This window comes from Puia sp. P3 (genome assembly GCF_050632245.1).
Lineage (GTDB): Bacteria > Bacteroidota > Bacteroidia > Chitinophagales > Chitinophagaceae > Puia.
In genome coordinates this window covers 2,479,989-2,501,424 of record NZ_CP192583.1, presented here as the reverse complement: position 1 = coordinate 2,501,424, position 21,436 = coordinate 2,479,989, and the positions used below count along the sequence as shown (strand labels likewise).

Genomic DNA, 21,436 nt, shown 5'->3' with positions numbered 1-21,436 from the left:
ATATGTCCGAAACGACTACCGCTGCCGCAGGCATTTCTACAGCCGATAAAGACCAGGCCCTTGTGAATTCAACGATGGAGAATGCCCATTCCGCCTTCCAGCTATACCGCAGGATGGCTGCAAAGGACCGGGCGCTTTTTCTGGAGACGATTGGGAAGGAGATCGACAAGATCAGGGAGCAGTTGGTGGCCGTAGCGGGTCGCGAAACCCATCTTCCGGCGGCGAGGCTCAACGGGGAGATCAACCGGACGATCGGCCAGGCGAACCTGTTTGCGTCGCTGATCCGCGAAGGCAGCTGGGTTGAAGCGGCTATCGACACCGAAGACCCGGGCCGCACGCCGCCGAAGCCCGATACGCGCAAGATGTTGGTCCCTGTGGGCCCTGTCGTGGTCTTTGGCGCCAGCAATTTCCCCTTTGCCTTCTCGACGGCGGGCGGGGATACGGTCAGCGCGCTGGCTGCGGGCAGTACGGTCGTGATCAAGGGGCATTCCGCGCATGCGGAGACTTCCGGACTGGTCTTCGGCGCCATCCAAAAAGCGATCGAAGCGTCGGGTATGCCTCCGATGACCGTGCAGCACCTGCTGGGTTCCGGCAGGACCGTCGGCATCGCGCTGGTCGTGCATCCTTATACAACCGCGGTTGGGTTTACGGGCAGTTTTGCCGGTGGCAAGGCTCTGCTGGAAGCGGCGCAGAAAAGAGAAGTGCCGATCCCGGTGCACGCGGAGATGAGCAGCATCAATCCTGTCGTCTTCTTTCCCGACACGCTGGAAAAGAACGCCGCGGCGCTTGCCAAATCCTATGCCGGCTCCATCACGCTGGGCATGGGTCAGTTCTGTACCAATCCGGGCGTCCTGCTGGGGGTGAAGAGCGCTGCACTGGATAGTTTCCTGACGCTATTGTCGGCGGAGATCGCGGCGGTCGAACCGGCGAAGATGCTGCACAAGGGTATCTGCGAGGCTTATACGGAAGGGCTGTCTTCCATGCTTGGCCAGAAGGGGCTGACGATCGTGGGACAGGCAGCCAAGACCGCGGGTGATATGGAAGCCCGTCCGGTGGTAGCCAGCGTGCCGGCGGCCGTATTTTTGAAGAATCCCCATCTTTCCGAGGAGGTATTCGGGCCTTTTTCGCTGTGCGTGATCTGTGACGACAGGCAGCAACTGGGTGAAGTCCTGAAAAGTTTTAAAGGGCAGCTGACGACCACGATCATGGGCACTCCCGATGATGTTCGTGGCAATATGGATATCATCGATCTGCAGCAACAGCTGGCGGGCAGGGTGATCCTGAACAATGTCCCCACCGGCGTCGAAGTGAACGCCAGCATGGTGCATGGCGGCCCCTGGCCTGCGACGACCGATGGTCGTTTTACTTCGGTTGGAACGTCGGCCATCCAGCGCTGGGTAAGACCGGTGTGTTTCCAGAATTTTTTGGACGAGATGCTTCCGGCCGAAGCTGAGGAATGCAAATCCGCAGGGGATCTGGAGGGTGGTTAACAATGCCCTGACGAAGGATAGTATCGCTTAGCGTCTGTTTAGCCAAAATTTTTGAGTTTTTCCGGGTCGACGACGGAATTGATCCGCGTGATCCGATTGTCCTCCGGTGATATATCGAAGACCAGGCAGGAGGTCAGCCTGTCGCCGTTGCGGAACAGCAGGGCCGGCTGGTGATTGACCTCGATGAGGCTGATCGTGGCTTCCTGCTGGTAGCGCTGGTAGATGACGGAGAGCAGGTTCGCCACTTCGGTATTGCCTGTGCAGACCTTCTTCACGACGTTGACGTTGGCGCCGCCGTCGGCATAGAAGGCGATGTCTTCGGCCAGCAGGCCTTCGAGCCGCTGCATATTGCGGTCGCGGATGGCGTCGATATAATTTCGAAGCAAAGTATTGGTGCGTTCGTCGCGGATGCGGGGTGTGGCGCGGGGCTTGAAGAGTTTGTCCTTTGCGCGGCTCAGCAGTTTGCGGGAGTGTTCTTCTGTGATGGAGAGGATGGAGGCGATCTCGTCGTGGGGATAGTCGAAACTCTCCTTCAGGATGAAGACGGCGCGCTCTTTGGCGTTCAGCTTCTCCAGCAGCACCAATAGGGAATAGGAAAGGATGTCTTTGAGGTATACGTTGGCGTCGGCAGATTCGGTCGCGACGGGTTCGGGCAGCCAGACTTCCGGTTGGACGGTTCGGCGGCGGCGGGTTTTGGAATTGATCGCATGGTTGATCACGCTCCTGATCAGATAAGCCTTCCCGTTAGTAATTCCGTCCCTGTTGTCCGAATAGAATTTCGTGAGCACGTCCTGGACAATATCCCCTGGCGTCTTCCACAGAGCCAAGGATATTGTAGGCATAAGGAAATAGTATCTGCTGGTAGTCCATCATACGATGTGGTTATGCCGCGTAGCTGTTTACTTTATAAGTCCCCGGCGTTGTCAGGAAGGCCTTGTTGAGCCTGTTCCAGCAGTTGAGCATCGCGACGCTGAGCGCGAGAACGGAGATCTCTTCTTTCGAGAAATGTTTCGTGAGCGCTTCGTAGGTAGCGTCTCCGGTCGCGCAGCTGGTCGTCGGCTTCTTCGGCGAAGCGGAGGGCTGCTTTTTCGGAGTCGGTATAGAAGGGGCTTTCGGGCCATGAAGGCAGGCTGTAGAGGCGCTGCTGCGTTTCGCCGAGGTGGATGGCATCTTTGTAGTGCATGTCGAGGCAAAATGCGCAGCCGTTGATCTGTGATACGCGGAATTCGATGAGGTGAAGGAGTTTCTTGTCGATCACGGACGTGTTGAGAAATTGTCCTGTCTTCATAAGTCCGTCCATAAAGCCTTTGGGTGTGTCCATTAAAGAAATTCTCTGTTCCATAAATTTTGTTTTTAAAGATTTCCATAACAAGACACGGCATCGTAAAAAACGTGACCACCCTGGCGGATTTTTTTACTTTTTTTTACGCCCAGTCCAGCGCGATGATCTCGTGGTCTCCGAGATCCTTGACGTCCAGGGAGATGGAGCCGTGTTCATGCCGGACGGCGGGAGCGATATCGCTCATCAGCAGGCGGACGCCGGCGAGTTTCTTGTCTCCGGGGACATTGATCCGGACGCCGGCGTCGACGGGCAGGATCTCGCGGAAGGGACCTTTCATATACATGGGGTTGGTGAGGTTGACGAGGTGGACCGTCATGGAATTCTGCTGGGCCCAGACGGAGACGTCGATGGTGCCTTTTGTCTGAAGTGTAACGGCAGGAGCCTCGTTTAACGCCCACAGAATCGTGTTGCGTAGTAGCCGGGAATGGTCGGCGTTCAGCATCTGCCAGAAACTGCGGTCGAGGTCGCCCTGGTATGTAGGCGACGCGGCCTTTTGCGGGATTGGGGCCGGGGGGCGCGGTGTTGGGGGCGTGGCCGGGCTCGCTGAGGTAGAGCTCGCGGGTGTCGGTCTCTTCCTGCCTGGGGTAGACGTCTTCCATCGGGAGGTCGGGATAGGTGGGGATCAGGGTGACGGGAGAAGGGAAGGCCCAGTTGGGTTTGACCTTTACCCTGTATACGGAGTTGATGATCTTGTAGGCGTCTTCCAGGCCGTTCACGACGGGGTGGGCGGTTTTTATGCGGAGGTAGGAGTTGCGCATGGGGCCTTCTACCGGGTCGGCATTTGTGCCCGGGGCTGTGGCGCCTGGGGATGTGGTGCCCGGGGCTGTGGTGCCTGGGGCTGTGGTGCACTGGGGCTGTGGTGCCCGGGGCGTTGGTCCGGTCGACGGAAACGCCGAAAAGGTCCGTTAGTCCGAAGTCATTTCTCGGTTGCCCTTCTTCGTCGTAAAGGGAAGTCTCGAAGGTCGCCAGCAGGCTGCCTCCGGCATTCACAAAATCTCTTAACTGCCGGCACTGGCTATCTGAAAGCGCGGCAATGTTCGGAAGGATCAATAGTCGGAATGGCTTCAGGTGGTCTCTGTCGAGGAGTTTGTCGTTGACCATCTCGAAGGGCAGGTGTTCTTCGACCAGGGCCTGATAGACGCCGAGGGCGTGCTCGTTGCTTTTTTCCTGCCAGGGCTTGCCGCCGTATTTCTGGCTGGTCTGTTCGGAATAGACTAGGCCTATGCGGGCGAGGGGCGCTGTGTTTTTGAGGTATGTTTCGTTGCGGAGATAGGCCTGATACATCTTTTCGACGGCCTTCATCCATCTTTTGTCGTAGATATAGGCGCCGAATTTTACGAAGCAGGGGCGCATGCCGTTGGCCACGCCTTCCGCGACCCAGATGCGGATCTCGGCGTCGTTTTGAACAGAATCCTTCCACCGGTATTCTTCTTCGACGCCAACGCTGAAGATGTTGACGATGGGTTTCATGCCCAGACCCGCGCGGAGTTCTTTGGCGCCCATGGCGTTCGACCAGGGCGGGATCACCCCTCTCCTCGCCTGCTGGTCGGCGAAGAAGAAGTCGGCAAATTTGCCGGTCTCGAGTTTGTCGGGAAAACCGTTCGGGATAAAGCGCGCGGATGCCCGTTGTTTCCGGATCTCGCCGTCCCAGGTGAACCAGACGTCGCGCAGGCGGTCCTTGCGCCAGGCTTCCCATTTCTGATAGGCGGGATCGAGCCGCCGTTCGCTGCGGGGAAGGTCGAGGCCGGTAGCCTTTTTGAAGTTTTCCGTGCAGTGCCGGCAATAGCAGATGCCGTGTCCGGCCCAGCGGTTGGAGAAGATGCCGTCGGGCTGGTAGCGCTGCATGATCTCGCGGTGCACGTCGGTCATGAAGACCAGATTGTAGGGACCATAGGCGCAGGTCACCCAGAGGTCGGGATTGGCCCAGTGACGACGGGGCTTGCCGTCGGCTGTTACGGAGATATAGTCCGGGTGTGCGTCGAACATGTCCTGGCGGGTCGCGTGCGGGTCGGTGCGAAGGACGACCGACATGTTCATTTTGCGGCAGCCTTTTATCATCTCGCCCACGGGGTCGGAATTGCCGAGCCAGTCGCTGCGATGGTGGTGGGGAACATTGGTCGGATAGAAGGCTACGACTCCGCCGGCGCTCAACAGGGCTCCGTCGGCGTGGATGCGGCGGAAATAGTCGAGCCAGAAATCGGGATCGAAGTGTTTGGGGTCGTTCTCGACAAAAGCGAGCTGTGCCCAGCGCATGCGGCTGGTCCGAGGCCGCGTCCGGGGAGTTGCCCCGGGCAGGATCAAGCTGGTTGCGGGATCGGTTATGAAATTTATGGGGGACCCCGGATGCAGCGTGATAGCGGGTGTCCCGAGGCCGGCGAGGATAAACTGTCTTCTGTTCATATGGAGAACAAAAGATACAAAAAGATAGCTTTTAGTCGTCGTCGCCGAGTCTCTTTTCCATCGCCTCCAGTTGGGTGGCCATCTCTTTCAGCTGTGCTTTGTAAGGGCTGTCCGGCGGGCCGGTCTCGCCGTTGAGCGCGCGCCAGGCTATTTCGGTCTGCTGTATCCGCAGTTTGCAATAGGACAGCAGCATAAAATTTCTCTGGTGCAGGGCCTTCGAAAGGCGCAGCTTCTCCGTCTCCGAGAGCAGTTGCACACCTTGCTGCCAGTTGCCAATGGCCGTATTCTTCCAGCGGTCGCGCTGTGCGGGTGCGTTATTGGTCATCTGGTCGTAGGCGGCGCGGGCCAGGGAGTCGGTCGACTCGAAGGACTGCATCTTCTGCTGGTAGACCAAAATATCATTGGGGATGCGGCGCAGGACGGTGAACGTAAGGAGCAGTACCCCCGCGATGGTCAGCACGACCGTACGAAGGGAGAGTCTTTTTTCCAGGGGATGCTTTAGCGCGGGCAGGTAGGCGTAGCCGAAGAGGAAGCCGCTGACAAGTCCTCCGCCATGGGCGGCGTTGTCGACGATGCCGCTAAAGCCGATGGCGAGATTCAGAACGACGAACCATACCATGCTTTTCAGCAGCGGTTTTCTTACGTGCGGGTGAATGAGTTTGGTGGTCAGCAGGGCCGGGAACAGGCCATATACGCCGAAGATGGCCCCCGAGGCGCCGGCGCCGACCGTAAACGCGTTGAACGCCACGCTCGAGACGCTGGCGAGCAGTCCGGTCGACAGGTATGCCACGAGAAATTTTACCCGCCCGAGGAGGGGCTCCAGCATGATCCCGATGTAGAGCAACGCGTACATATTCACCATGAGGTGAAACAGACCGACGTGGATAAAGCAGCAGGTGATCAGCCGCCACCACTCGCCGGCGAGGACGGCAGGACGGAAAACAGCGCCCCAGTTGAGCAGCGTTTGCGAGCTGGGTTCGAATATACTGACGCCACTGAAGACCATGGCGAGGAAGACAAGGGTATTGAGACCGATGATGATCGCGGTAATGAGGTGTTTGTCTTTGGCATCGAAAACAGAAAAAATAGTCGGTCTTCTTTCCCGCCGGGGTTGCTGAACTTTCTGGTCGTCTTCGGGCACGGAGGAAGCTGCATTCTGCTCTGGACTTGTCATGGCTTCGATTGAAAAAATAAAACGGCAAATTACGTCAAACCCGGATATATATCTTCCTTTTGTCGAGAATGTAGCCCACCAGCCAGTACAGCAGGACCAGCGTGAGTGCGTAGATGAGGGACGCGTTCTTTCCGTTGCCGGCAGACAAGGGTTGACAGACCTGATGAAAGAACCAGCTCAGCGGCGAGAGATAGACGGGTTTGGCACCCGCCGGGTTGGGGATGCGTATCAGACCGAGCAGCCGCGGGACAACCCCGCTGAGTACGAAGATGAACAGGGGGTTTTTTCCGAAGACGTCGAAAAACCGGTCGCCCCACCCTTTCAGGTGTTTGAACTCGATGACGAAGACCAGCAGGGCCAGGAGCAGGGTGGCCCATCCCGTGGAGACGAGAACGAAGCTGCTCGTCCAGATCTTTTTATTCACGGGGAATGCCAGGCTCCACGCATAGCCCACGACGAGGAATGCGAGGGCCATCAGCACCAGGTTGCGGAGCATGGTATAGTTCTTTCCTTTTTGCTGTATGTACCAGCCGACCATATATCCGAAGACGGGTTGTGTGATCGCGGCCAGGGTGCTTGGAATTCCTTCGGGGTCGAAGGCCACGCCTTCGCCGTGGTAGAGGTGTTCCGGTCCGAAGAGGGCCTTGTCGACGGCCGTTCCGAAATAGCCGCTAAGACTGTACGGATCGCCGGGCGCGCCAAGCGTATAGCAAAGCAGCCAGTACCCCAGCAGGAGGATGGCGCTCGCCACCAGGGCGCCGCGGAGTCCGAGGAAATAGACGAGCAGGGAACCGAACAGGTAGCACAGTGCGATGCGCGCCAGTACGCCCATTACGCGGACGCCGATAACCACGCCTGAGTCATTCGTATAGGTCCAGCCCCTGAACACCAGGGAATCGTGTTCCCAGCGGATAAAGGGGAACCAGTTCAGCAGAAAACCGATCAGAAAGATCAGCGCCGAGCGCTTTAGGATCTTGCCCAGGGCGACGGAGTTGTCCTGCTGTTTGAGTCGCGGCATGACGAAGCTGAGGGCGTTGCCCACGGCAAAAAGGAAGAAGGGGAATACCAGATCGGTTGGCGTCAGGCCGTGCCAGGGGCGTGATCGAGGGGGCCATAGGACTGTCCAGCCTGATTGTTGACGAGGATCATGAATGCGACGGTGGCGCCTCTGAATACGTCCAGGGAATAATATCTTTCTTTCACAAGGAGTTATACCGGTTGTTATAGCGGCGATTGAAAATAAGACTATATAATAGTTGATTTTGTCAACCATTTGCTAAATTTGTCTTATGCAACAAAAAACCATATCCCGGATAAGGGCGTTCAACCGGTACTATACCAATATCATAGGTCTGCTGGACCGCCATATTCTCAACAGCAGCTATAGTCTTCCCGAGGCCCGCATTTTATACGAGCTGAATCACCGCGAAGGTATTCAGGCTTCGGGCATCATTGAAAGTTTGGGCATCGACAAGGGCTATCTGAGCCGGATCCTGGACGAGTTCTCGACCAGGGAAGCTGATCGTCCGGCGGCGGTCTCAGGCCGACGGGAGGTTGATGCATATTTATCTGACGGAGAAGGGACGGGAGGCCTTTAAGCAGCTGGATCAGGCGTCGGAAGAGCAGCTCAGGCAGTTGTTGGGCGGGTTGTCGGCGGCGGAGGGAGAGAAGCTCAGCCAGCATGTGGCGGCGGTTATGGATCTGTTTATGAAGGCGCAGGAATCGGGTGGCGCCGTTGCGACGGCGGGGGATGATGCCGGTCCCGGGGTGCAGGATGATGCCGGTTCCGGGGTGCAGGATGATGCCGGTTCAAGGGTACAGGATGATGCCGGTTCAAGGGTCCGGGACGCCGTGACCATTCGTACGGATCTGCGGCCGGGGGACCTGGGTTATGTCGTTCCATCTGCACGGACGGCTGTACAGGGAAGAACAGAATTTCGGCGTCGGTTTCGAGGCTTATGTGGCGCAGGGCCTGGCCGAGCTGTACGCGCAATATGATCCGGGAAAAGACAGGGTCTGGATTTGCGAGCGCGGGGATGTCATGGTTGGTTTTTCTTGCGCTGATGCATAGAGGGGAAGGATCGGCGCAGCTGCGCTATTTCCTGCTGCAGCCGGAGTGTCGCGGCCTGGGTCTGGGAAAGAGGATGATGGAAGATTTTATGTGCTATCTAAGGGAAAAGGGCTACCAGCACTGTTATCTGTGGACGACCGTTGAGCAGAAGACCGCTATAGCGCTGTATCGGCGGTATGGTTTTGTCCTTGTGGAGGAGAAAACTTCGTCGACATTCGGAAAGGAATTGACCGAGCAGAAATATGAGCTGTCGCTATGAGGCGGTCGCCGGCGGGATTGCGCCCTTGCCGGGAGGGGGTTGCTGCTAGGAAGACCGGCGCGAGGTGGCCAAAAGAACCACTCCTCCCAGTACGAGGATGCCGCCTGCGTAGGGCGGCCAGTTGACGTTCTTTTGTTTGTCGGCAGTAACATGCACGGGCCCCGCGTCCACTACTTTTTCCTTTTTTGTAAAGGAGAAGCCGGTCCAGATCAGCATGATGATCCCAATTCCAATAAGAAGAATACCCAGTGTTTTTTGCATGGTTAGCGGTTGTTGAAATGCGTGTATGCAAGAGGCGTTCCAGGGGCATGGCGCCGGCATGTCACAGCGGCTGGAAGTCGCGGCGGTTGTTCGAATGACTGGTAGTTTATGGCGTTGACAGATACATGCAGGTCAGCCACACTGCAGCCTCAATAAGTCCGATTATGTAAAGTGCATATCTCATACGGATACCGTATACAAAATCGCGCCAGCCTGTGCCGCGCGTCATTGGAGTTGGGACCGTGAAATTAGTTCCACAGCCTGGCGTATCTTTCGGCTATGATTGATAATATATGTGCCACTTGCGGCACGCAATACCCGCAGGGCGAAGTTCCGGATGTCTGCCCCATTTGCAGCGATGACCGTCAGTTCGTGCCCGAAAGCGGGCAGGTATGGACCAGCGGCGTGCGACTGCAGCAGCAGCGCAGCGTATTGATCAGGCAGCTTTATCCGGAGGTTTATGAGATCAAAGTTTTGCCGGATTTCGCTATCGGTCAGCGAGCTTTTCTGATCCTAACGCCGGGCGGCAATCTGCTGTGGGATTGTATCCCGTTGCTCAGTGAGCAGCTGGTTAGCTTTATCCGGTCGAAAGGCGGACTGAAGGCTATCGCGTTCTCGCATCCGCACTATTACAGCAATATGAACGAGTGGGCGTCCACGTTCGACTGTCCTGTATATATACACGGGAAGGACGATGAATGGATCTTTAACAAGGGACCCCGTATCTCTGTCTGGGAGGGCGGCGAGAAGCCGTTGTGGGAAGGGATGAAGGTGATCCATATGGGAGGGCATTTCCCTGGCAGTGCGGTATTGCACGTTCCGTCGTTGTCCCCCGGCGGCACCCTCTTTGTCGGAGATACGCTATATATCGCCCGGAGCAGGAAGCATATCGCCATACAGTATAGTTATCCCAATCATATTCCGCTGCCTGCGAAGATCGTCCGGGAGATCTTTGACCGACTGTTGCGGGTGGGGTTCGACACGATGCATGGGGCCTTTGACTTTCAGAATCTGGCGGGTAATGCCAGGGAGGTGCTGGGGGCTTCGGTGGGGCGGTATGTCGTGTAGGTGGGGGGACCACCCTGTCTGTTCGACCGGGTATGGGAGCCACTGTCGGATGCCGCCAGCCCGCCCGATCCCTGTATGGACGCGCCGGTGCGGTTGGATCCTGTCCAATTGTGGAAAACTGGGTCCTGGTTTCCCCAGAAACGCCGGATCGGGCGGGTTTTACTGCTGGCAGGCGTTTTTCTATCCTATAGATAAAAACTCCTATGGGCAATCTTCTTTACTTAATCGCCGTCATTCTCATTATCGCCTGGGCCATCGGTTATTTCGCTTATGACGCCGGAGGGATCATACATATCCTGCTGGTTATCGCGATCATCGCCATTCTGCTGAAGGTGATAAGGAGAGAGGGGATTTAGGGCCGGCGGGCCTCCAGCATCTGAGCTCTCTTCGCCGCAGGCCGAAGTAGCTGCACACCCTCGGAATGGTATACTGGGGGGTGGGCTATTTCGGTTATTAGCGGGCGGACGATCGGAGCCCTTCCGTAAAACCGGATCATTTCCGCATACTCTTCATCGTTGCCTCTTTCCGGAACCCGGCCAATTGCGGGGGAAAACAAAAACATAAAATATTAGTCTATTAATTTTGTAGACTAATAAAAACGGACTAATATTGTGTTATCGAAAAGGTCGCGTGGCCGAGTGGTCAGGCACGGGTCTGCAAAACCTTCTACGGCGGTTCGAATCCGTCCACGACCTCTTATCGGCTTTAGCCGTCGAGATTTTCATATGGCAAGCAATCGTTAGACGGGGTTGTATTTCTATACGACCCCTTTTTATTTTGTGGGCCTGGGGCCGCGCCCGGCCAATTTTTGGTTCACGGTTGGCGAGGTTGCATGGTTCACGCCACGGGACCATCCGGCCGTGGTTTACGCGGTGGACGCATTTTGGTTCGCGTGGTGGACGCATTTTGGTTCGCGTGGTGGATGAATTTGGTTTACGGGGTGGGTAAATTTTGGTTCACGCGCCGGTCGCCGTCTATTTCACCGACTTTAACTTTGTGGCCAGATATTTCTTCAACACAAGCGCGTGGTTGTGTTCCTCATCTTTTGCCGCGTAGAGCAGGGTGATCGTATTTTCGCCGCCGTGGGCTTTGGCGAAGGTCTTCACCGCGTCGTTGGCCTTCAGCTCGTCCATATAGCGTTTTTCAAAATCCGACCACAGCCGCGGCTCGTGGCCAAACCATTTCCGCAGGTCGGTGGACGGTGCGAGGTCTTTCGCCCATTCGTCGATGTCCGCTGCTTCTTTTTTCATTCCCCTCGGCCAGAGGCGGTCGACGAGTACGCGGTAGCCGTCGGATTTGGCCGGCGGGTCGTAGATGCGTTTGACTTGAATCGTGCTGGACATATGCATTTCGATTTAGTGAGGATACCAATTCCTCAGCCTTACCTCGATATTCTTATTCTTCTCTTCAACCATTTTCTTAAAGCTCGCGACGTCGCTGGGGCCGCCCTGACCGCGGTAGTGATAGGGATAGACGATCCTGGGTTTGAAGGCCAGCACGGCGTCGGCGGCCTCGTTGATGTCCATGGTATAGGGAAGGTTCATGCAGACAAAAGCGATGTCGACGTTCTTCAGTGCGCGCATTTCGGGAATGCCCTGAGTGTCGCCGGAGATATAGATGTTCTTGCCGCCGATAGTAACCACGTAACCGTTGCCCCTACCCTTTGGGTGACGGGACTGGGGGTCTTCGGGCAGGTTGTACATGGGGAGCGCCGAAATGGAGACGTGCGCTTTGGATACCTTGTCTCCATTATGGAGGATGGTCAGATGGCCTTTCAGCGAATCGGGCAGCAGATCGGCCACGGCCTTCGGCACCACCAGCATAGTATTTGCTTTTATGACTTCGCTGATGGTCCTGAGGTCGAAGTGGTCGCCGTGGATATCGGTGATCACGATAAAGTCGGGTGGTTTTATCCCCGCATAGTTGGCGGCGCCGCCGGTGGGATCTGCATAGATGGTCACGTTTGCCGTGGAAAGTACCAGGCTGGCGTGCACGATCGGCTGTATGGTAAGGTCGCCGGCAGAAGTAGCCACGAGATCCGGTGTGGCGCGCGCCGGCGTCTGGGCCCGAAGAGAAACTAGCGCAAAAGAAAAGATCGACAGTAGTATGACTCTCATATCATTGGTTATTTGACACGAAAATTAGGGAAGTTCGGCGATATACGGGCAACTGAGGGAGGTAAAAACCCGTTGTTCTCATGGTAAGTCATGTCCTGCTAAAAGCTCGTTAACTACCTCCATCCAGCATGCTGAGATCCGGCATCCAATTCCCTCATTACAAAAATTAACGAGTTATGAAGCGTATTCTTACTGTACCGGTCGTACTGTTCGTCCTCATTTTGTTCAGCTGCAAAAAAGACCACCACAATCCTCCTTCCGGGAACGCCACCCCCGATCTGCAACAGGTCGCCGACGGCCTTGTCTCGCCGGTAGCGCTAGCCGAGCCTGCGGATGGAACAAAGCGGCTTTTTGTCGTCGACCAGACCGGCAAGATCTGGATCATCCAGGCCGACGGAACGAAATCCGCCTCCCCTTTATCGACGTTTCCAGCAAAATGGTCCCTAACCTGAACGCCAACTATGACGAGCGGGGGCTTCTGGGTCTGGCTTTCCACCCCGACTTCAAGAGCAACGGCAAATTCTATCTGTTCTACTCCGCCCCACCCCATGCCGGCGGTCCAAAACCCGGTACCCCCCGGGATAATACGGTCCGGATCTCGCAGTTCACCGCCACGGCGGGCGCCAATACGGCCGACCCTTCTACAGAAAAGGTGATACTCGAAGTCGACCATCCCCAGAGCAATCACAACGGAGGCACCATCGCTTTTGGTCCGGATGGCTTTCTCTATGTCTCCATCGGTGACGGCGGCGGTGCGGACGACGATGGCGTAGGGCATGCCGCCGATTGGTACAAAACCAATGCCGGCGGGAACGGACAGGATATTTATGCCAATCTGCTCGGCAATATCCTGCGGATCGACGTCAACAGCGGCGAGCCGTACTCGATACCGGGCGACAATCCTTTCGTGGGCGGCCCGGCCAAACAGGAGATATACGCCTATGGATTCAGGAATCCGTACCGATTTTCGTTCGATATGGGCGGCAATCACCAGCTGTTCGTGGGCGACGCGGGACAGTCGCTGTACGAAGAGATCGATCTGGTGACGAAGGGGGGCAACTACGGCTGGAATGTAAAAGAGGGCAGCCACTGTTTTGACACAGACAGCGACCTGCTGGAAAGAGCGAGCTGTCCCTCGGTGGATTCCGCGGGTAAGCCGTTGATCGACCCGATCATTGAACTGGTCAATACGGCCAATCCAAAGGGCGGTGGGGTGGCCATCACGATCGTCGGCGGAAATGTATACCGGGGCGGGCTCCTGCCTTCCTATAATGGACGCTATATCTTCGGGATCTTCTCCCAGGACGGCAAGCCCAACGCCAAACTGTATGTGGCGGACGGCGGCGCCAGCGGCGCCTGGAGCAATAGCGTCCTCAGCCTGAAAAGCTACCCGACCGACCTGGGTCAGTTCGTAAAAAGCATCGGACAGGATCAGAGCGGGGAGATTTACGTGCTCACCTCGGGTCGAGCGGGGCCGCAGGGCGCTACCGGCAAAGTCTACAAGTTGATTGCAGCTAAGTAACTGGTTTTAAAATCAATGCATCTGTTATTTCACAAAAAAGCCCGTCTTTCGACGGGCTTCCTTGCTAAACTTTCGAAATAGAGTCGCGATATGGACCGTGCGGGCAAAAAAATATTTCCGGCAAGTCTGTAACCATTTCCACCTTTGGAAGTAATCTTTATAGAACCATTCAATAATTATCCTGGTGCCGGAACTATCTGACGAAAAAATAATGCTGCTGGTGAAAGACGGTCATCTGTCGGAATTGACGGAGCTATTCGACCGCTACCATGTACCGCTGTACAATTTTTTCCTCCGGCTGACCATTGACAAGCCGACCAGCGAAGACCTGACGCAAAATCTGTTCTACCGCGTGATCCGATACCGGCAGAGCTACCAGCCGGCGCAGGGCACGTTCAGGACATGGCTCTACCGGATGGCGCGGAATATTTATGCCGACCATTACAAACAGCGGCAGAAGGATCCGGGACAGCTGCCTGAGACCGGCGCTGACGATGAAGGAGGTCCGGCCGACCAAAGTGCGGGTTACAACGAGGACGACTATCAGCGTCTGGACGAAGCACTGGCTCTTTTGCCGCCCGACCAGCGCGAGATCCTGGTCCTGAGCCGGTATCAGGGATTGAAATACGAAGAGATATCAAAAATTAAAGACCTCTCGGTGGGGGCCATCAAGGTCCAGGTGTTCCGGGCGATCCGGCAACTGAGAAGTCTTTATTTCAAACAATCATAGGACATGCATTGCAAAGAGATACAAGCCGTAATGATCGAATATCTTGACCAGTCGCTGGACGCGGGAGTGGCGGCGGTGGTGGAAAAGCACCTCGATTCCTGCGCCGCCTGCCAGCAGGAGGCCGCCGAGATGCAGCTGCTTCTGGAAGCGATGAAGAATACGACTTTGCAAAAGCCCGCCGCGTCGCTCAGGGACAATTTCCAGACGCTGCTGCAGTCGGAGATGAATATGCTCTCCATGAGTCATCTGCTCGAAGACGGTGCCGGTGAAAAAGAGGTCCCGGCGAAGACCGCCCGTGTAGCGACGCTTCCCCGCCGGATATGGCAGGTTGCGGCCGCCATCGTACTGCTCCTCGGCGGAGCCTGGGCTGGCGCCGCGCTCCAGCACAAAAAAGACGGTCAGCCGAACGAGATGGCGACATTGCGAAAAGAAGTAAAAGAGATGAAGGAAATGCTGCTGTTCTCCCTGATCGACGACGAATCGGCCAGCCAGCGCATCAAGGCCGTCAGCTATGCCGAAGAGATGTCCAACCCCGACGAGCCCGTCATCAACGCACTGATCAACTCGCTGAATAACGACAAGAACGCCAATGTACGTCTGGCGGCCCTGTATTCGCTTTCCCGCTGGGCCGACAAACGGATTGTCAGGGATTCACTGGTGCTTTCGCTGCCCAAACAGACCGAACCGATCGTCCAGATCGTGCTGATCAATCTGCTGGCTGAAAAAAGAGAGACCCGCGCCATATCGCCGATGAAGGCGATCCTTTCCAATGACAAGGCCCTCAAGGAAGTAAAGGAGGCTGCGCAGAAAGGCCTGAGAGTATTGTAATCAACGTCTATTCATACACCCCGATGCTTGTGCAGGTAACACCGGATTACCAGCCAGCCATCCTTTGCAAAAAACGAAAAACATGAAAAAAATGAAGTATATCTTTTCTCTGCTCGTGGTCGCCGCGGCCTCGCAGTGGACGTCCGCGCAGGAATTCAAAGTCGCCGTAGAAAACAACAAAGAAGCAAAGCTGACCCTTGTCAATCTCACCGGAGACCTGCCCATCGAAGGATACAGCGGCAACGAGATCATCGTCACCGTGACGCACGGACATTTTGATACGCCGGAGAAGGCAAAGGGGCTAAAACCTGTGTATGGCGGAGGAGTAGACAATACCGGCATGGCCATCGCCATGGAGAAGAACGGCAATTCGGTCACCCTGACCTGTCTGCTATCCTTTGGCCACGACGTCGGCTACAAGCTGAGGGTACCCGAGAATATCGCCCTGAAGATCGACCGGGATTGTCCGCGCGGCGGCGAGACGAATATTTCGGGTATCAAGAACGAGATAGAGCTGAAAAGCTGCCAGGAAGTCAACCTCAAGAACGTGAGTGGTCCGCTCGTGATCAACACCATCAGCGGAGGCATCAATGTAGTCTTTACCGATATTTCGAAAGACAAGCCGATTTCGCTGGCCGCTATCAGCGGGGACGTCGACGTCACCATGCCCGCCAAGTCGGCTGTCGACCTCGAATTGTCCACGATGGCCGGCAGTATGTATTCCGACTTCGACCTCTCCGCTACCTATAAGGATATGCACCGGGTAGGCGGCGGGAATATCAAAACGCAGTTGAACGGCGGCGGAACCAGCCTCAAGCTGCGCGCTATCAGCGGCAATATTTACCTGCGGAAAGGGTAATTCTTCCAACCAGCTAGTCACTAACCATCAAATAAATCGATCATGAAACCGAGCATTACGACTCTTAACATGCAGGGGGACGGCCAGCGAGCTTCCCTCCGACCATTGAAAAATAATTGTCTCCGGACGAAAAATAGTATCCTCCTCTTTTTGCTCTGTCTCGGCCTGTTGCCGGCAGGAGCGCAAAAGATCGTCGAGAAGCATATCGACTTTGCGCCTAACGGCTATGTGCGGATGAACTTCCAAATCTCCGATTCCATCCGGATCATCACGTGGAAGAAGAACGAGGTTTATATCAAGAGCAGTATCAATGTCAACGATAACCAGAACAACGATGACTACAAGATGGTCTTCGGCGAGGCGGGTAATACCATCAATGTGTCTGCCAAACTGGAGCTGCCCAAGGGCGCCTGCTGCGGCGGAAAGAAAGACAGCTCCGGAAGGAAGGATTCTACCGGAAAGGTGGTCAGGAGCGGCGGTACGACCATCTACGGAGACAACGACTGCTGCTGTTGCTGCAGCTGTCACAACCAGATCTTCCACGAGGTGTATGTTCCCGAGAACGCGGACTTCTCCGTCGAGACGATCAACGGCAATATCACCATCACGGGCAATACCGCGGAGATCAGGGCCAAGAGCATCAGCGGCTATATCGACCTCGCCATCGCTCCACAGCGCAAGGCAGAACTGAAGATGCGGACCATCAGCGGAACGATGTATTCGAATATCGAGCTGACCTCGACCAGCCGGCGGATCAAGCAGGTTGGCGGCGGGACCGTGTCCGCCGAGCTCAATGGCGGCGGGGGAAGGAGATCGACCTGCAAACTATCAGCGGGAATATTTTTTTCCGTAAAGAAGGCTAAACAATAAAGAAGGTTGAATATTGAATCGGTTTTCAAAAACCTTACGGGCCCCTTTTCCTGGGGGCCCTTTTTTATTGTTTGACAAACACGATCTGCCTGTCACCTTCCCTGTGAACCAGATTGAAGAAGCGGGCCAGCCGCGGCCATGTCGCGGCGTCATAAACGCCTTTGTTCTGCCGGAAATAGCAGCTCAGCGTGAGTGTTCCGTCGCTGAAGTTGCTTCGAATCCGATAGCTGCCGCAGGGGCAGGAGATCGTGCCGTTGAATGCCGGTCCTTCCGGCTGGTAGCCCGGGGCAGCTGCAGCACGAGCGAATCGGTCTCTTCAAAAGACCTGGGCAGCTCGAAAGCCCGGGAATGCGTCTCGTCCTTTACGCCGATCATGCGTTTGAAGAAATAGCCGGGGGTGAAAATCAGCCGGCTGCCGCTAACCGTTGCAAAACGTCCGGCGGACAGCTGTATATTCTCGCGGATAGACGGAATCGCCGGGACGGCCGAAGAGTCGCTGCTATAGGACCAGTCGTTGATCTTTTCGTTGGGGATCCCCATGTCTTCCACCCTTGCCCTGACGAGGTCCTTGCGCGTGAGCTGATCGATCCTCCACTGCAGCATGTCCTGCTCCAGCCCCGAATAGTCGTATACCAGGCTTGCGTCGAGATCGCCTTCCGGACTAATGCTTCCTTTTACGATCCGCACAAAACGATTCTCTTTTGCTCCATACACCGGCGTATGGACGATATGGCCGCCGGCCGGGTCGATCAGGAGGGCGTCGCGGTCCGAGGTAAAATTGCCGAGATAGCCGGGTGACAGCGTAGAGCTCGTGCATTCCAGCCAGACCGAATCCCTGCCCGTAAAAGCTACGGCGATGGCGTGGTTGAACTGGGCGCAGGCAAAGTCCGTGTCGAGCGCGGGCGCATTGCCGCCGCGGATGAGGACGCTGGAAGCCGATATGCCGGCTTCTTTCAGGAGGGCGACCATATAGTTGGACAGGGCCTTGCAGTCACCGTATCTTTTGGTATACACATAGCCGGCATCAAACGGCTGCCAGCCTCCGATGCCCAGCTCGATGCCGACGTAGTGGGTGTTGTGCTGAAGGTATCGATAGAGAACGGCGATCTTCCGGCGGTCGTCAGTCAGCCCGTCCGTCAGCTGGTGTACTTTTATTTTGGCCTCTGGCGGCAGCTGGTCGCGTCCCTGATAGAGGTAATTGACAAATTTACCTATATCATTCCACTCTCTGAGAGTTCCTTTATACCCCTGGATCTCGAAATCGCCCGGTACCAGGCGGACGCGGGTCTCCAGACGGACCCAATCGGGTTCGAACTGCTCGTCATAAAGTGCCGGCCGGTGGCCCACCTGCCAGGTATAGGTCTTTATTCCTTTTTCTTCGGTGATGGCCGTTTCTCCGGGGTAGTCGTAGTTCCTGTAGCGAAGGGGATAGCCGGAAGGCGCTCTGATCACCAGGCTGCTTTGTTCGACGGCGACGTTCCTTGCCGGCTGCGGCTGCCATTCGGGCAGCATGAAGAGGCCGTTCATTTCGGTCTCCTCGTCATAGCTCACCGTATAGGGATAGCTGCGACAGCCGAATGAATAGACTTTTACCCGCATATCGGTCATCAGGATACCCGACCCGTCGGTATTCCAGTCCTGCATATCGCCCTTTTTTATCTTCTTTATTTGTTTGCCCTCCGCATCGTACAGTATCCCCGTCGCGCTGACGAGGTCATGGAATTTATCATAGAAGGTATACACGTTGGCGTAGTTGTCGCCCCTGCTGTTCAGGATGGTGTATACATAGCGGCGGTGCATTTTTGCCTTCCGGGGGAGAGGATCTCTATTTCCAGCAGGTTGCTGCGCACGACCATTGTGGCGTTCTTTTTCATCGAGTCCGGTATCGCCGGCGCCTGGCTCCGGCCTGTCAGGGCGAGAAAAGGAGCAGCAGGGCTGCGGAAGGGCGGACGGCAGGGCTCATGGTTCTGTCTTTTTAAAGATGATGGGTTCTTTTTCTTTGCCCGAGATCATCGAGAAGAAATCGCGGAGGCCGCCGTATTCCTCCAGGGGAAGACGGCTTTCTTCAGCTGAAGCAGGATCCGCAGGTTGATGGAATGTTCGTCCGAGCCGATATTGTATTCAAAAAAGCCGGCGCTGTCGGAGAGCACTATGCGCTGGGACTTCGGGAGCTGTTCGACCGAATAGCCTTTTGGGATCTCCATGGTCAGGACATAGGCGTTGTCGATGCGGTAGTTCATTTCCACGGGATAGTGCCGCTCTTCCGGGTTGAAGGGGCTGCTGTTGAAGCGCTCGTGCAGGATAGGATTGAAATAGACCCTTTTCTGTGAAAAAATATATTTCATGTTGTAGTGCCAGACGACGGGGGCTTCCGGCGTTTCGAGGGAGTCGAAGGCCGCCGCGCCCATTTGTTTGTCTCCGGGCAGGGTCTTTCTGATATTGTCGAAGAAATCGTCCGGATGGATATGTTTCAGCTGGTTCCGCAGGGCCATGGATTCGAACACGCCCGCGGTGCGGGAATAGGTGCCGGTAAAGCCGCTGTCTGTATTGGTGAGCACCACCAGCGTCCGGCGGCTTTCCTTTGCCGAATCGGCCATCAGGGCGATACGGTCGTGCGAAGAGTCGATGACGCGGGCATAGCCGTTGTAGCAGAGTTCGGGCAGCTGGTTGAAGCCGAGATAGGGCCTGGAAGCGTCCAGAAGGTAGTTTTTTCCGCCAATGCGGACGCGGGTGATGACGTAGTTGTATTCGCTCAGCAGTGGGTATCCGTCGTGGGCATAGCCGTTGGGGCGTGAGCTGAGTATGACCGGTGAAGCGTCGAGACCTTCGTGTTTGCAAACAGCGGTCAGCAGCAGATTGATATCGGCGACGCAGCCGGCCTTCTTTTCCTGCCATGTCTGTTTGATGGGCTGCGAGACATAGATGCGCTCGAGCGGCGCGGTTGTAAAATGATCCCGCATATAAGCGTAGATCCGGCGCAGCTTCTCTTCGGGAGAGGCCGAACCGGCAGTGACCTTTTTCATTTCGTCGTCGAGCCACCGGTGGTGGTCGTCCAGTTCGGCGCCGAAGTGGTCGTTCCTGAGCAGTTCGTGGGTGACCTGGGGCCAGGTCGTGGAAAACGTTTCCGTGTACCCGTTGGGGCGTCTGGCGGCGGACAGCTGAAACTCGATCTTGCTCACGTGGTTCTTCAGCGTCGTGGTATACGGCTCGATCCTTTCCAGCGGCGGAACGTCGGCCTGTGCCCAGACGTGGCGGACGGTCTGGTTGGCAAAAGGTCCGGTCGGTCACGCCGTAGTTGATGCCCGGCGAATTGGCGTCGTAGGTGATCACGGTATCGATCGCGAACTTCTGGTAGCCCTGCATCATGACGGCGTAGTCGAAAAGACGGGGAACGGTGATATCGAATTCACTCCAGAGCTCGGGAAAGCTGCCCTGGAATGTCCAGGGGGAACAAAGCCGATATTCGGAAAGACGAACGTGTAGCTGTACTCGATGATCGAGCCCTCCTTTACGTTGGGGAAGGCGATCTTTTGCAGGTCGTAGTTGGTGTTCTTGTCTTTAAAGATATTGGTCTTGTCCAGGCCGGTGGGTATGACCGTTCCGTTCTCGAGGTTATAGGTCGCGCCTTTTACGTCCTGGAGGGTCGCGTCGCTCTTGCGGTATCTGGACAGTGTGACCGTCGCCAGGCTGAGGGCGCTCTTGTGGAGGATCAGGATGCGGACGTGTCTTTTGAATACGACGCTGAATCCGCCGCCCGAGCTGTAGCCCTGCTCGAATGTGACGACACCTTTGTCGAACAGGTAGACGGCTCGAGGGGTGCTGTCGCCGGTGATATGCGGTGAAAAGCTTTCCGGGCTGACCATGCCGAACTCCATGACCGGGCGGCGGGTTTGGGCCAGGCCGTTTGTGGTGGATAAGAATAAGGCGAGGAGTGGTAAAATGCACCTCATCGGAAAATGGTTGAATGGATAATTCTGAATGAAAATAGGGAAAATCCTGAGGGTGTTTCGTTAACGGCCGTTAACAAAGGCGCCCCTATCCGACCCTCTTTGGGGCTACGGGCGTATCTTTGCGCGATGGATTATTTCGCAAAATTGACGGACCTGTTGAAAACCGAGCAAGCGGAAGACCGGAGGCTTTACCGGGAGATGGCCGAAACGGCCTCTGTCAACGACCGGCGCGACGCCGGACTGGCCTGGTATCCCATCGCCATAAAGGACGAGGAGATCGGAAGGGGAGACTATCTTACCGTGGAGGTGGAGCGAACGACCAACCAGGACGTCGCCCATCAGCTGCGTTTCGGCGCTTCGGCGGTGCTTTTTCCAATCATGATGCGGTCAACGACCGGGTGGAAGGGACTATCTCTTTTCAGAGCGGCAACCGGCTCAAACTAACGCTGCGGGTAAACGAACTGCCCGACTGGACGCGCAATGGCAAACTGGGGA

General features: G+C 56.1%; 26 protein-coding genes and 1 tRNA gene. 14 read left to right on the top strand and 13 right to left on the bottom strand.

Features of this window, described 5'->3' with window-relative positions; translation table 11 throughout:
- The first annotated feature begins 2 nt into the window (after nt 1–2).
- Complete coding sequence (locus ACQ86N_RS14970) at nt 3–1,490, top strand: aldehyde dehydrogenase (NADP(+)) (RefSeq protein WP_431215840.1); 1,488 nt, start codon at nt 3–5, stop codon at nt 1,488–1,490.
- 38 nt (nt 1,491–1,528) lie between these two features.
- Here ACQ86N_RS14970 and ACQ86N_RS14965 read toward each other — a convergent pair whose 3' ends face one another.
- From ACQ86N_RS14965 to ACQ86N_RS14935, 7 genes are all read right to left on the bottom strand, one after another.
- On the bottom strand, nt 1,529–2,332 hold the full coding sequence (locus ACQ86N_RS14965; RefSeq protein ID WP_431215839.1) for a sigma-70 family RNA polymerase sigma factor: 804 nt from the start codon (nt 2,330–2,332) through the stop codon (nt 1,529–1,531).
- A gap of 62 nt (nt 2,333–2,394) precedes the next feature.
- Complete coding sequence (locus ACQ86N_RS14960) at nt 2,395–2,832, bottom strand: carboxymuconolactone decarboxylase family protein (protein WP_431215838.1); 438 nt, start codon at nt 2,830–2,832, stop codon at nt 2,395–2,397.
- Between the two features lie 82 nt (nt 2,833–2,914).
- Nucleotides 2,915–3,274, bottom strand: coding sequence for a hypothetical protein (locus tag ACQ86N_RS14955; RefSeq protein WP_431215837.1), 360 nt, complete (start codon nt 3,272–3,274; stop codon nt 2,915–2,917).
- The gene (locus ACQ86N_RS14950; RefSeq protein WP_431215836.1) at nt 3,268–5,232 is read right to left on the bottom strand and encodes an alpha-amylase family protein; all 1,965 of its coding nucleotides are present in this window, start codon (nt 5,230–5,232) and stop codon (nt 3,268–3,270) included. Before ACQ86N_RS14950 ends, ACQ86N_RS14955 begins: the two co-directional genes overlap by 7 nt.
- A gap of 31 nt (nt 5,233–5,263) precedes the next feature.
- Complete coding sequence (locus tag ACQ86N_RS14945) at nt 5,264–6,406, bottom strand: rhomboid family intramembrane serine protease (protein WP_431215835.1); 1,143 nt, start codon at nt 6,404–6,406, stop codon at nt 5,264–5,266.
- Between the two features lie 34 nt (nt 6,407–6,440).
- Nucleotides 6,441–7,448 carry an acyltransferase family protein gene (locus ACQ86N_RS14940; RefSeq protein ID WP_431215834.1) on the bottom strand — a complete coding sequence of 336 codons (1,008 nt, stop codon included), beginning with the start codon at nt 7,446–7,448 and terminating at the stop codon, nt 6,441–6,443.
- Nucleotides 7,449–7,486: 38 nt separating this feature from the next.
- Nucleotides 7,487–7,609 (bottom strand): hypothetical protein, encoded by a 123-nt coding sequence (locus tag ACQ86N_RS14935; RefSeq protein ID WP_431215833.1) that lies wholly within the window; start codon nt 7,607–7,609, stop codon nt 7,487–7,489.
- Nucleotides 7,610–7,695: 86 nt separating this feature from the next.
- Between ACQ86N_RS14935 and ACQ86N_RS14930 the strand changes: the two genes are divergently transcribed.
- From ACQ86N_RS14930 to ACQ86N_RS14920, 3 genes are read left to right on the top strand one after another with little or no spacing between them, the layout of a single operon-like run.
- A complete protein-coding gene (locus ACQ86N_RS14930; RefSeq protein ID WP_431215832.1) occupies nt 7,696–8,004 on the top strand; it encodes a hypothetical protein in 309 nt (102 codons plus the stop codon).
- Complete coding sequence (locus tag ACQ86N_RS14925) at nt 7,961–8,404, top strand: hypothetical protein (RefSeq protein ID WP_431215831.1); 444 nt, start codon at nt 7,961–7,963, stop codon at nt 8,402–8,404. Before ACQ86N_RS14930 ends, ACQ86N_RS14925 begins: the two co-directional genes overlap by 44 nt.
- A complete protein-coding gene (locus ACQ86N_RS14920) occupies nt 8,365–8,736 on the top strand; it encodes a GNAT family N-acetyltransferase (protein ID WP_431215830.1) in 372 nt (123 codons plus the stop codon). The genes ACQ86N_RS14925 and ACQ86N_RS14920 overlap by 40 nt, the downstream gene beginning before the upstream one ends.
- A 45-nt stretch (nt 8,737–8,781) precedes the next feature.
- Here ACQ86N_RS14920 and ACQ86N_RS14915 read toward each other — a convergent pair whose 3' ends face one another.
- A complete protein-coding gene (locus ACQ86N_RS14915; protein ID WP_431215829.1) occupies nt 8,782–8,997 on the bottom strand; it encodes a hypothetical protein in 216 nt (71 codons plus the stop codon).
- A 279-nt stretch (nt 8,998–9,276) separates the two neighbouring features.
- Here ACQ86N_RS14915 and ACQ86N_RS14910 point away from each other — a divergent pair, with 279 nt between their 5' ends.
- From ACQ86N_RS14910 to ACQ86N_RS14900, 3 genes are all read left to right on the top strand, one after another.
- Nucleotides 9,277–10,065, top strand: a complete 789-nt coding sequence (locus ACQ86N_RS14910; RefSeq protein WP_431215828.1) for an MBL fold metallo-hydrolase — start codon at nt 9,277–9,279, stop codon at nt 10,063–10,065.
- 203 nt (nt 10,066–10,268) lie between these two features.
- A complete protein-coding gene (locus ACQ86N_RS14905; protein ID WP_431215827.1) occupies nt 10,269–10,421 on the top strand; it encodes a lmo0937 family membrane protein in 153 nt (50 codons plus the stop codon).
- Between the two features lie 268 nt (nt 10,422–10,689).
- A tRNA-Cys gene (locus ACQ86N_RS14900) sits at nt 10,690–10,760 on the top strand.
- Nucleotides 10,761–11,039: 279 nt separating this feature from the next.
- Here ACQ86N_RS14900 and ACQ86N_RS14895 read toward each other — a convergent pair.
- A complete protein-coding gene (locus ACQ86N_RS14895) occupies nt 11,040–11,408 on the bottom strand; it encodes a DUF488 domain-containing protein (protein WP_431215826.1) in 369 nt (122 codons plus the stop codon).
- Nucleotides 11,409–11,420: 12 nt separating this feature from the next.
- Nucleotides 11,421–12,182, bottom strand: a complete 762-nt coding sequence (locus tag ACQ86N_RS14890; RefSeq protein ID WP_431215825.1) for an MBL fold metallo-hydrolase — start codon at nt 12,180–12,182, stop codon at nt 11,421–11,423.
- Between the two features lie 176 nt (nt 12,183–12,358).
- Between ACQ86N_RS14890 and ACQ86N_RS14885 the strand changes: the two genes are divergently transcribed.
- The 6 genes from ACQ86N_RS14885 to ACQ86N_RS14860 all read left to right on the top strand — a co-directional run bounded on the left by ACQ86N_RS14885 (nt 12,359) and on the right by ACQ86N_RS14860 (nt 16,991).
- Complete coding sequence (locus ACQ86N_RS14885; RefSeq protein WP_431215824.1) at nt 12,359–12,634, top strand: hypothetical protein; 276 nt, start codon at nt 12,359–12,361, stop codon at nt 12,632–12,634.
- On the top strand, nt 12,619–13,704 hold the full coding sequence (locus ACQ86N_RS14880; RefSeq protein ID WP_431215823.1) for a PQQ-dependent sugar dehydrogenase: 1,086 nt from the start codon (nt 12,619–12,621) through the stop codon (nt 13,702–13,704). The genes ACQ86N_RS14885 and ACQ86N_RS14880 overlap by 16 nt, the downstream gene beginning before the upstream one ends.
- Before the next feature lie 184 nt (nt 13,705–13,888).
- Nucleotides 13,889–14,434 carry an RNA polymerase sigma factor gene (locus ACQ86N_RS14875; protein WP_431215822.1) on the top strand — a complete coding sequence of 182 codons (546 nt, stop codon included), beginning with the start codon at nt 13,889–13,891 and terminating at the stop codon, nt 14,432–14,434.
- Nucleotides 14,435–14,437: 3 nt separating this feature from the next.
- Entirely contained in the window at nt 14,438–15,262 is an 825-nt protein-coding gene (locus ACQ86N_RS14870) for a zf-HC2 domain-containing protein (RefSeq protein WP_431215821.1), read from the top strand.
- Nucleotides 15,263–15,344: 82 nt separating this feature from the next.
- On the top strand, nt 15,345–16,121 hold the full coding sequence (locus tag ACQ86N_RS14865; protein WP_431215820.1) for a DUF4097 family beta strand repeat-containing protein: 777 nt from the start codon (nt 15,345–15,347) through the stop codon (nt 16,119–16,121).
- A 42-nt stretch (nt 16,122–16,163) separates the two neighbouring features.
- The gene (locus tag ACQ86N_RS14860) at nt 16,164–16,991 is read left to right on the top strand and encodes a hypothetical protein (protein WP_431215819.1); all 828 of its coding nucleotides are present in this window, start codon (nt 16,164–16,166) and stop codon (nt 16,989–16,991) included.
- 183 nt (nt 16,992–17,174) lie between these two features.
- On the opposite strand, the gene ACQ86N_RS14855 is transcribed toward ACQ86N_RS14860, so the two are convergent.
- From ACQ86N_RS14855 to ACQ86N_RS14845, 3 genes are all read right to left on the bottom strand, one after another.
- Entirely contained in the window at nt 17,175–18,791 is a 1,617-nt protein-coding gene (locus tag ACQ86N_RS14855) for a DUF3857 domain-containing protein (RefSeq protein ID WP_431215818.1), read from the bottom strand.
- Between the two features lie 209 nt (nt 18,792–19,000).
- Complete coding sequence (locus ACQ86N_RS14850; protein ID WP_431215817.1) at nt 19,001–20,170, bottom strand: transglutaminase domain-containing protein; 1,170 nt, start codon at nt 20,168–20,170, stop codon at nt 19,001–19,003.
- A gap of 183 nt (nt 20,171–20,353) precedes the next feature.
- Nucleotides 20,354–20,941: a hypothetical protein gene (locus tag ACQ86N_RS14845; RefSeq protein WP_431215816.1), complete on the bottom strand. Its 588-nt coding sequence runs from the start codon at nt 20,939–20,941 to the stop codon at nt 20,354–20,356.
- Nucleotides 20,942–21,097: 156 nt separating this feature from the next.
- Between ACQ86N_RS14845 and ACQ86N_RS14840 the strand changes: the two genes are divergently transcribed.
- Nucleotides 21,098–21,385 (top strand): hypothetical protein, encoded by a 288-nt coding sequence (locus tag ACQ86N_RS14840; RefSeq protein ID WP_431215815.1) that lies wholly within the window; start codon nt 21,098–21,100, stop codon nt 21,383–21,385.
- Nucleotides 21,386–21,436: the final 51 nt, after the last annotated feature.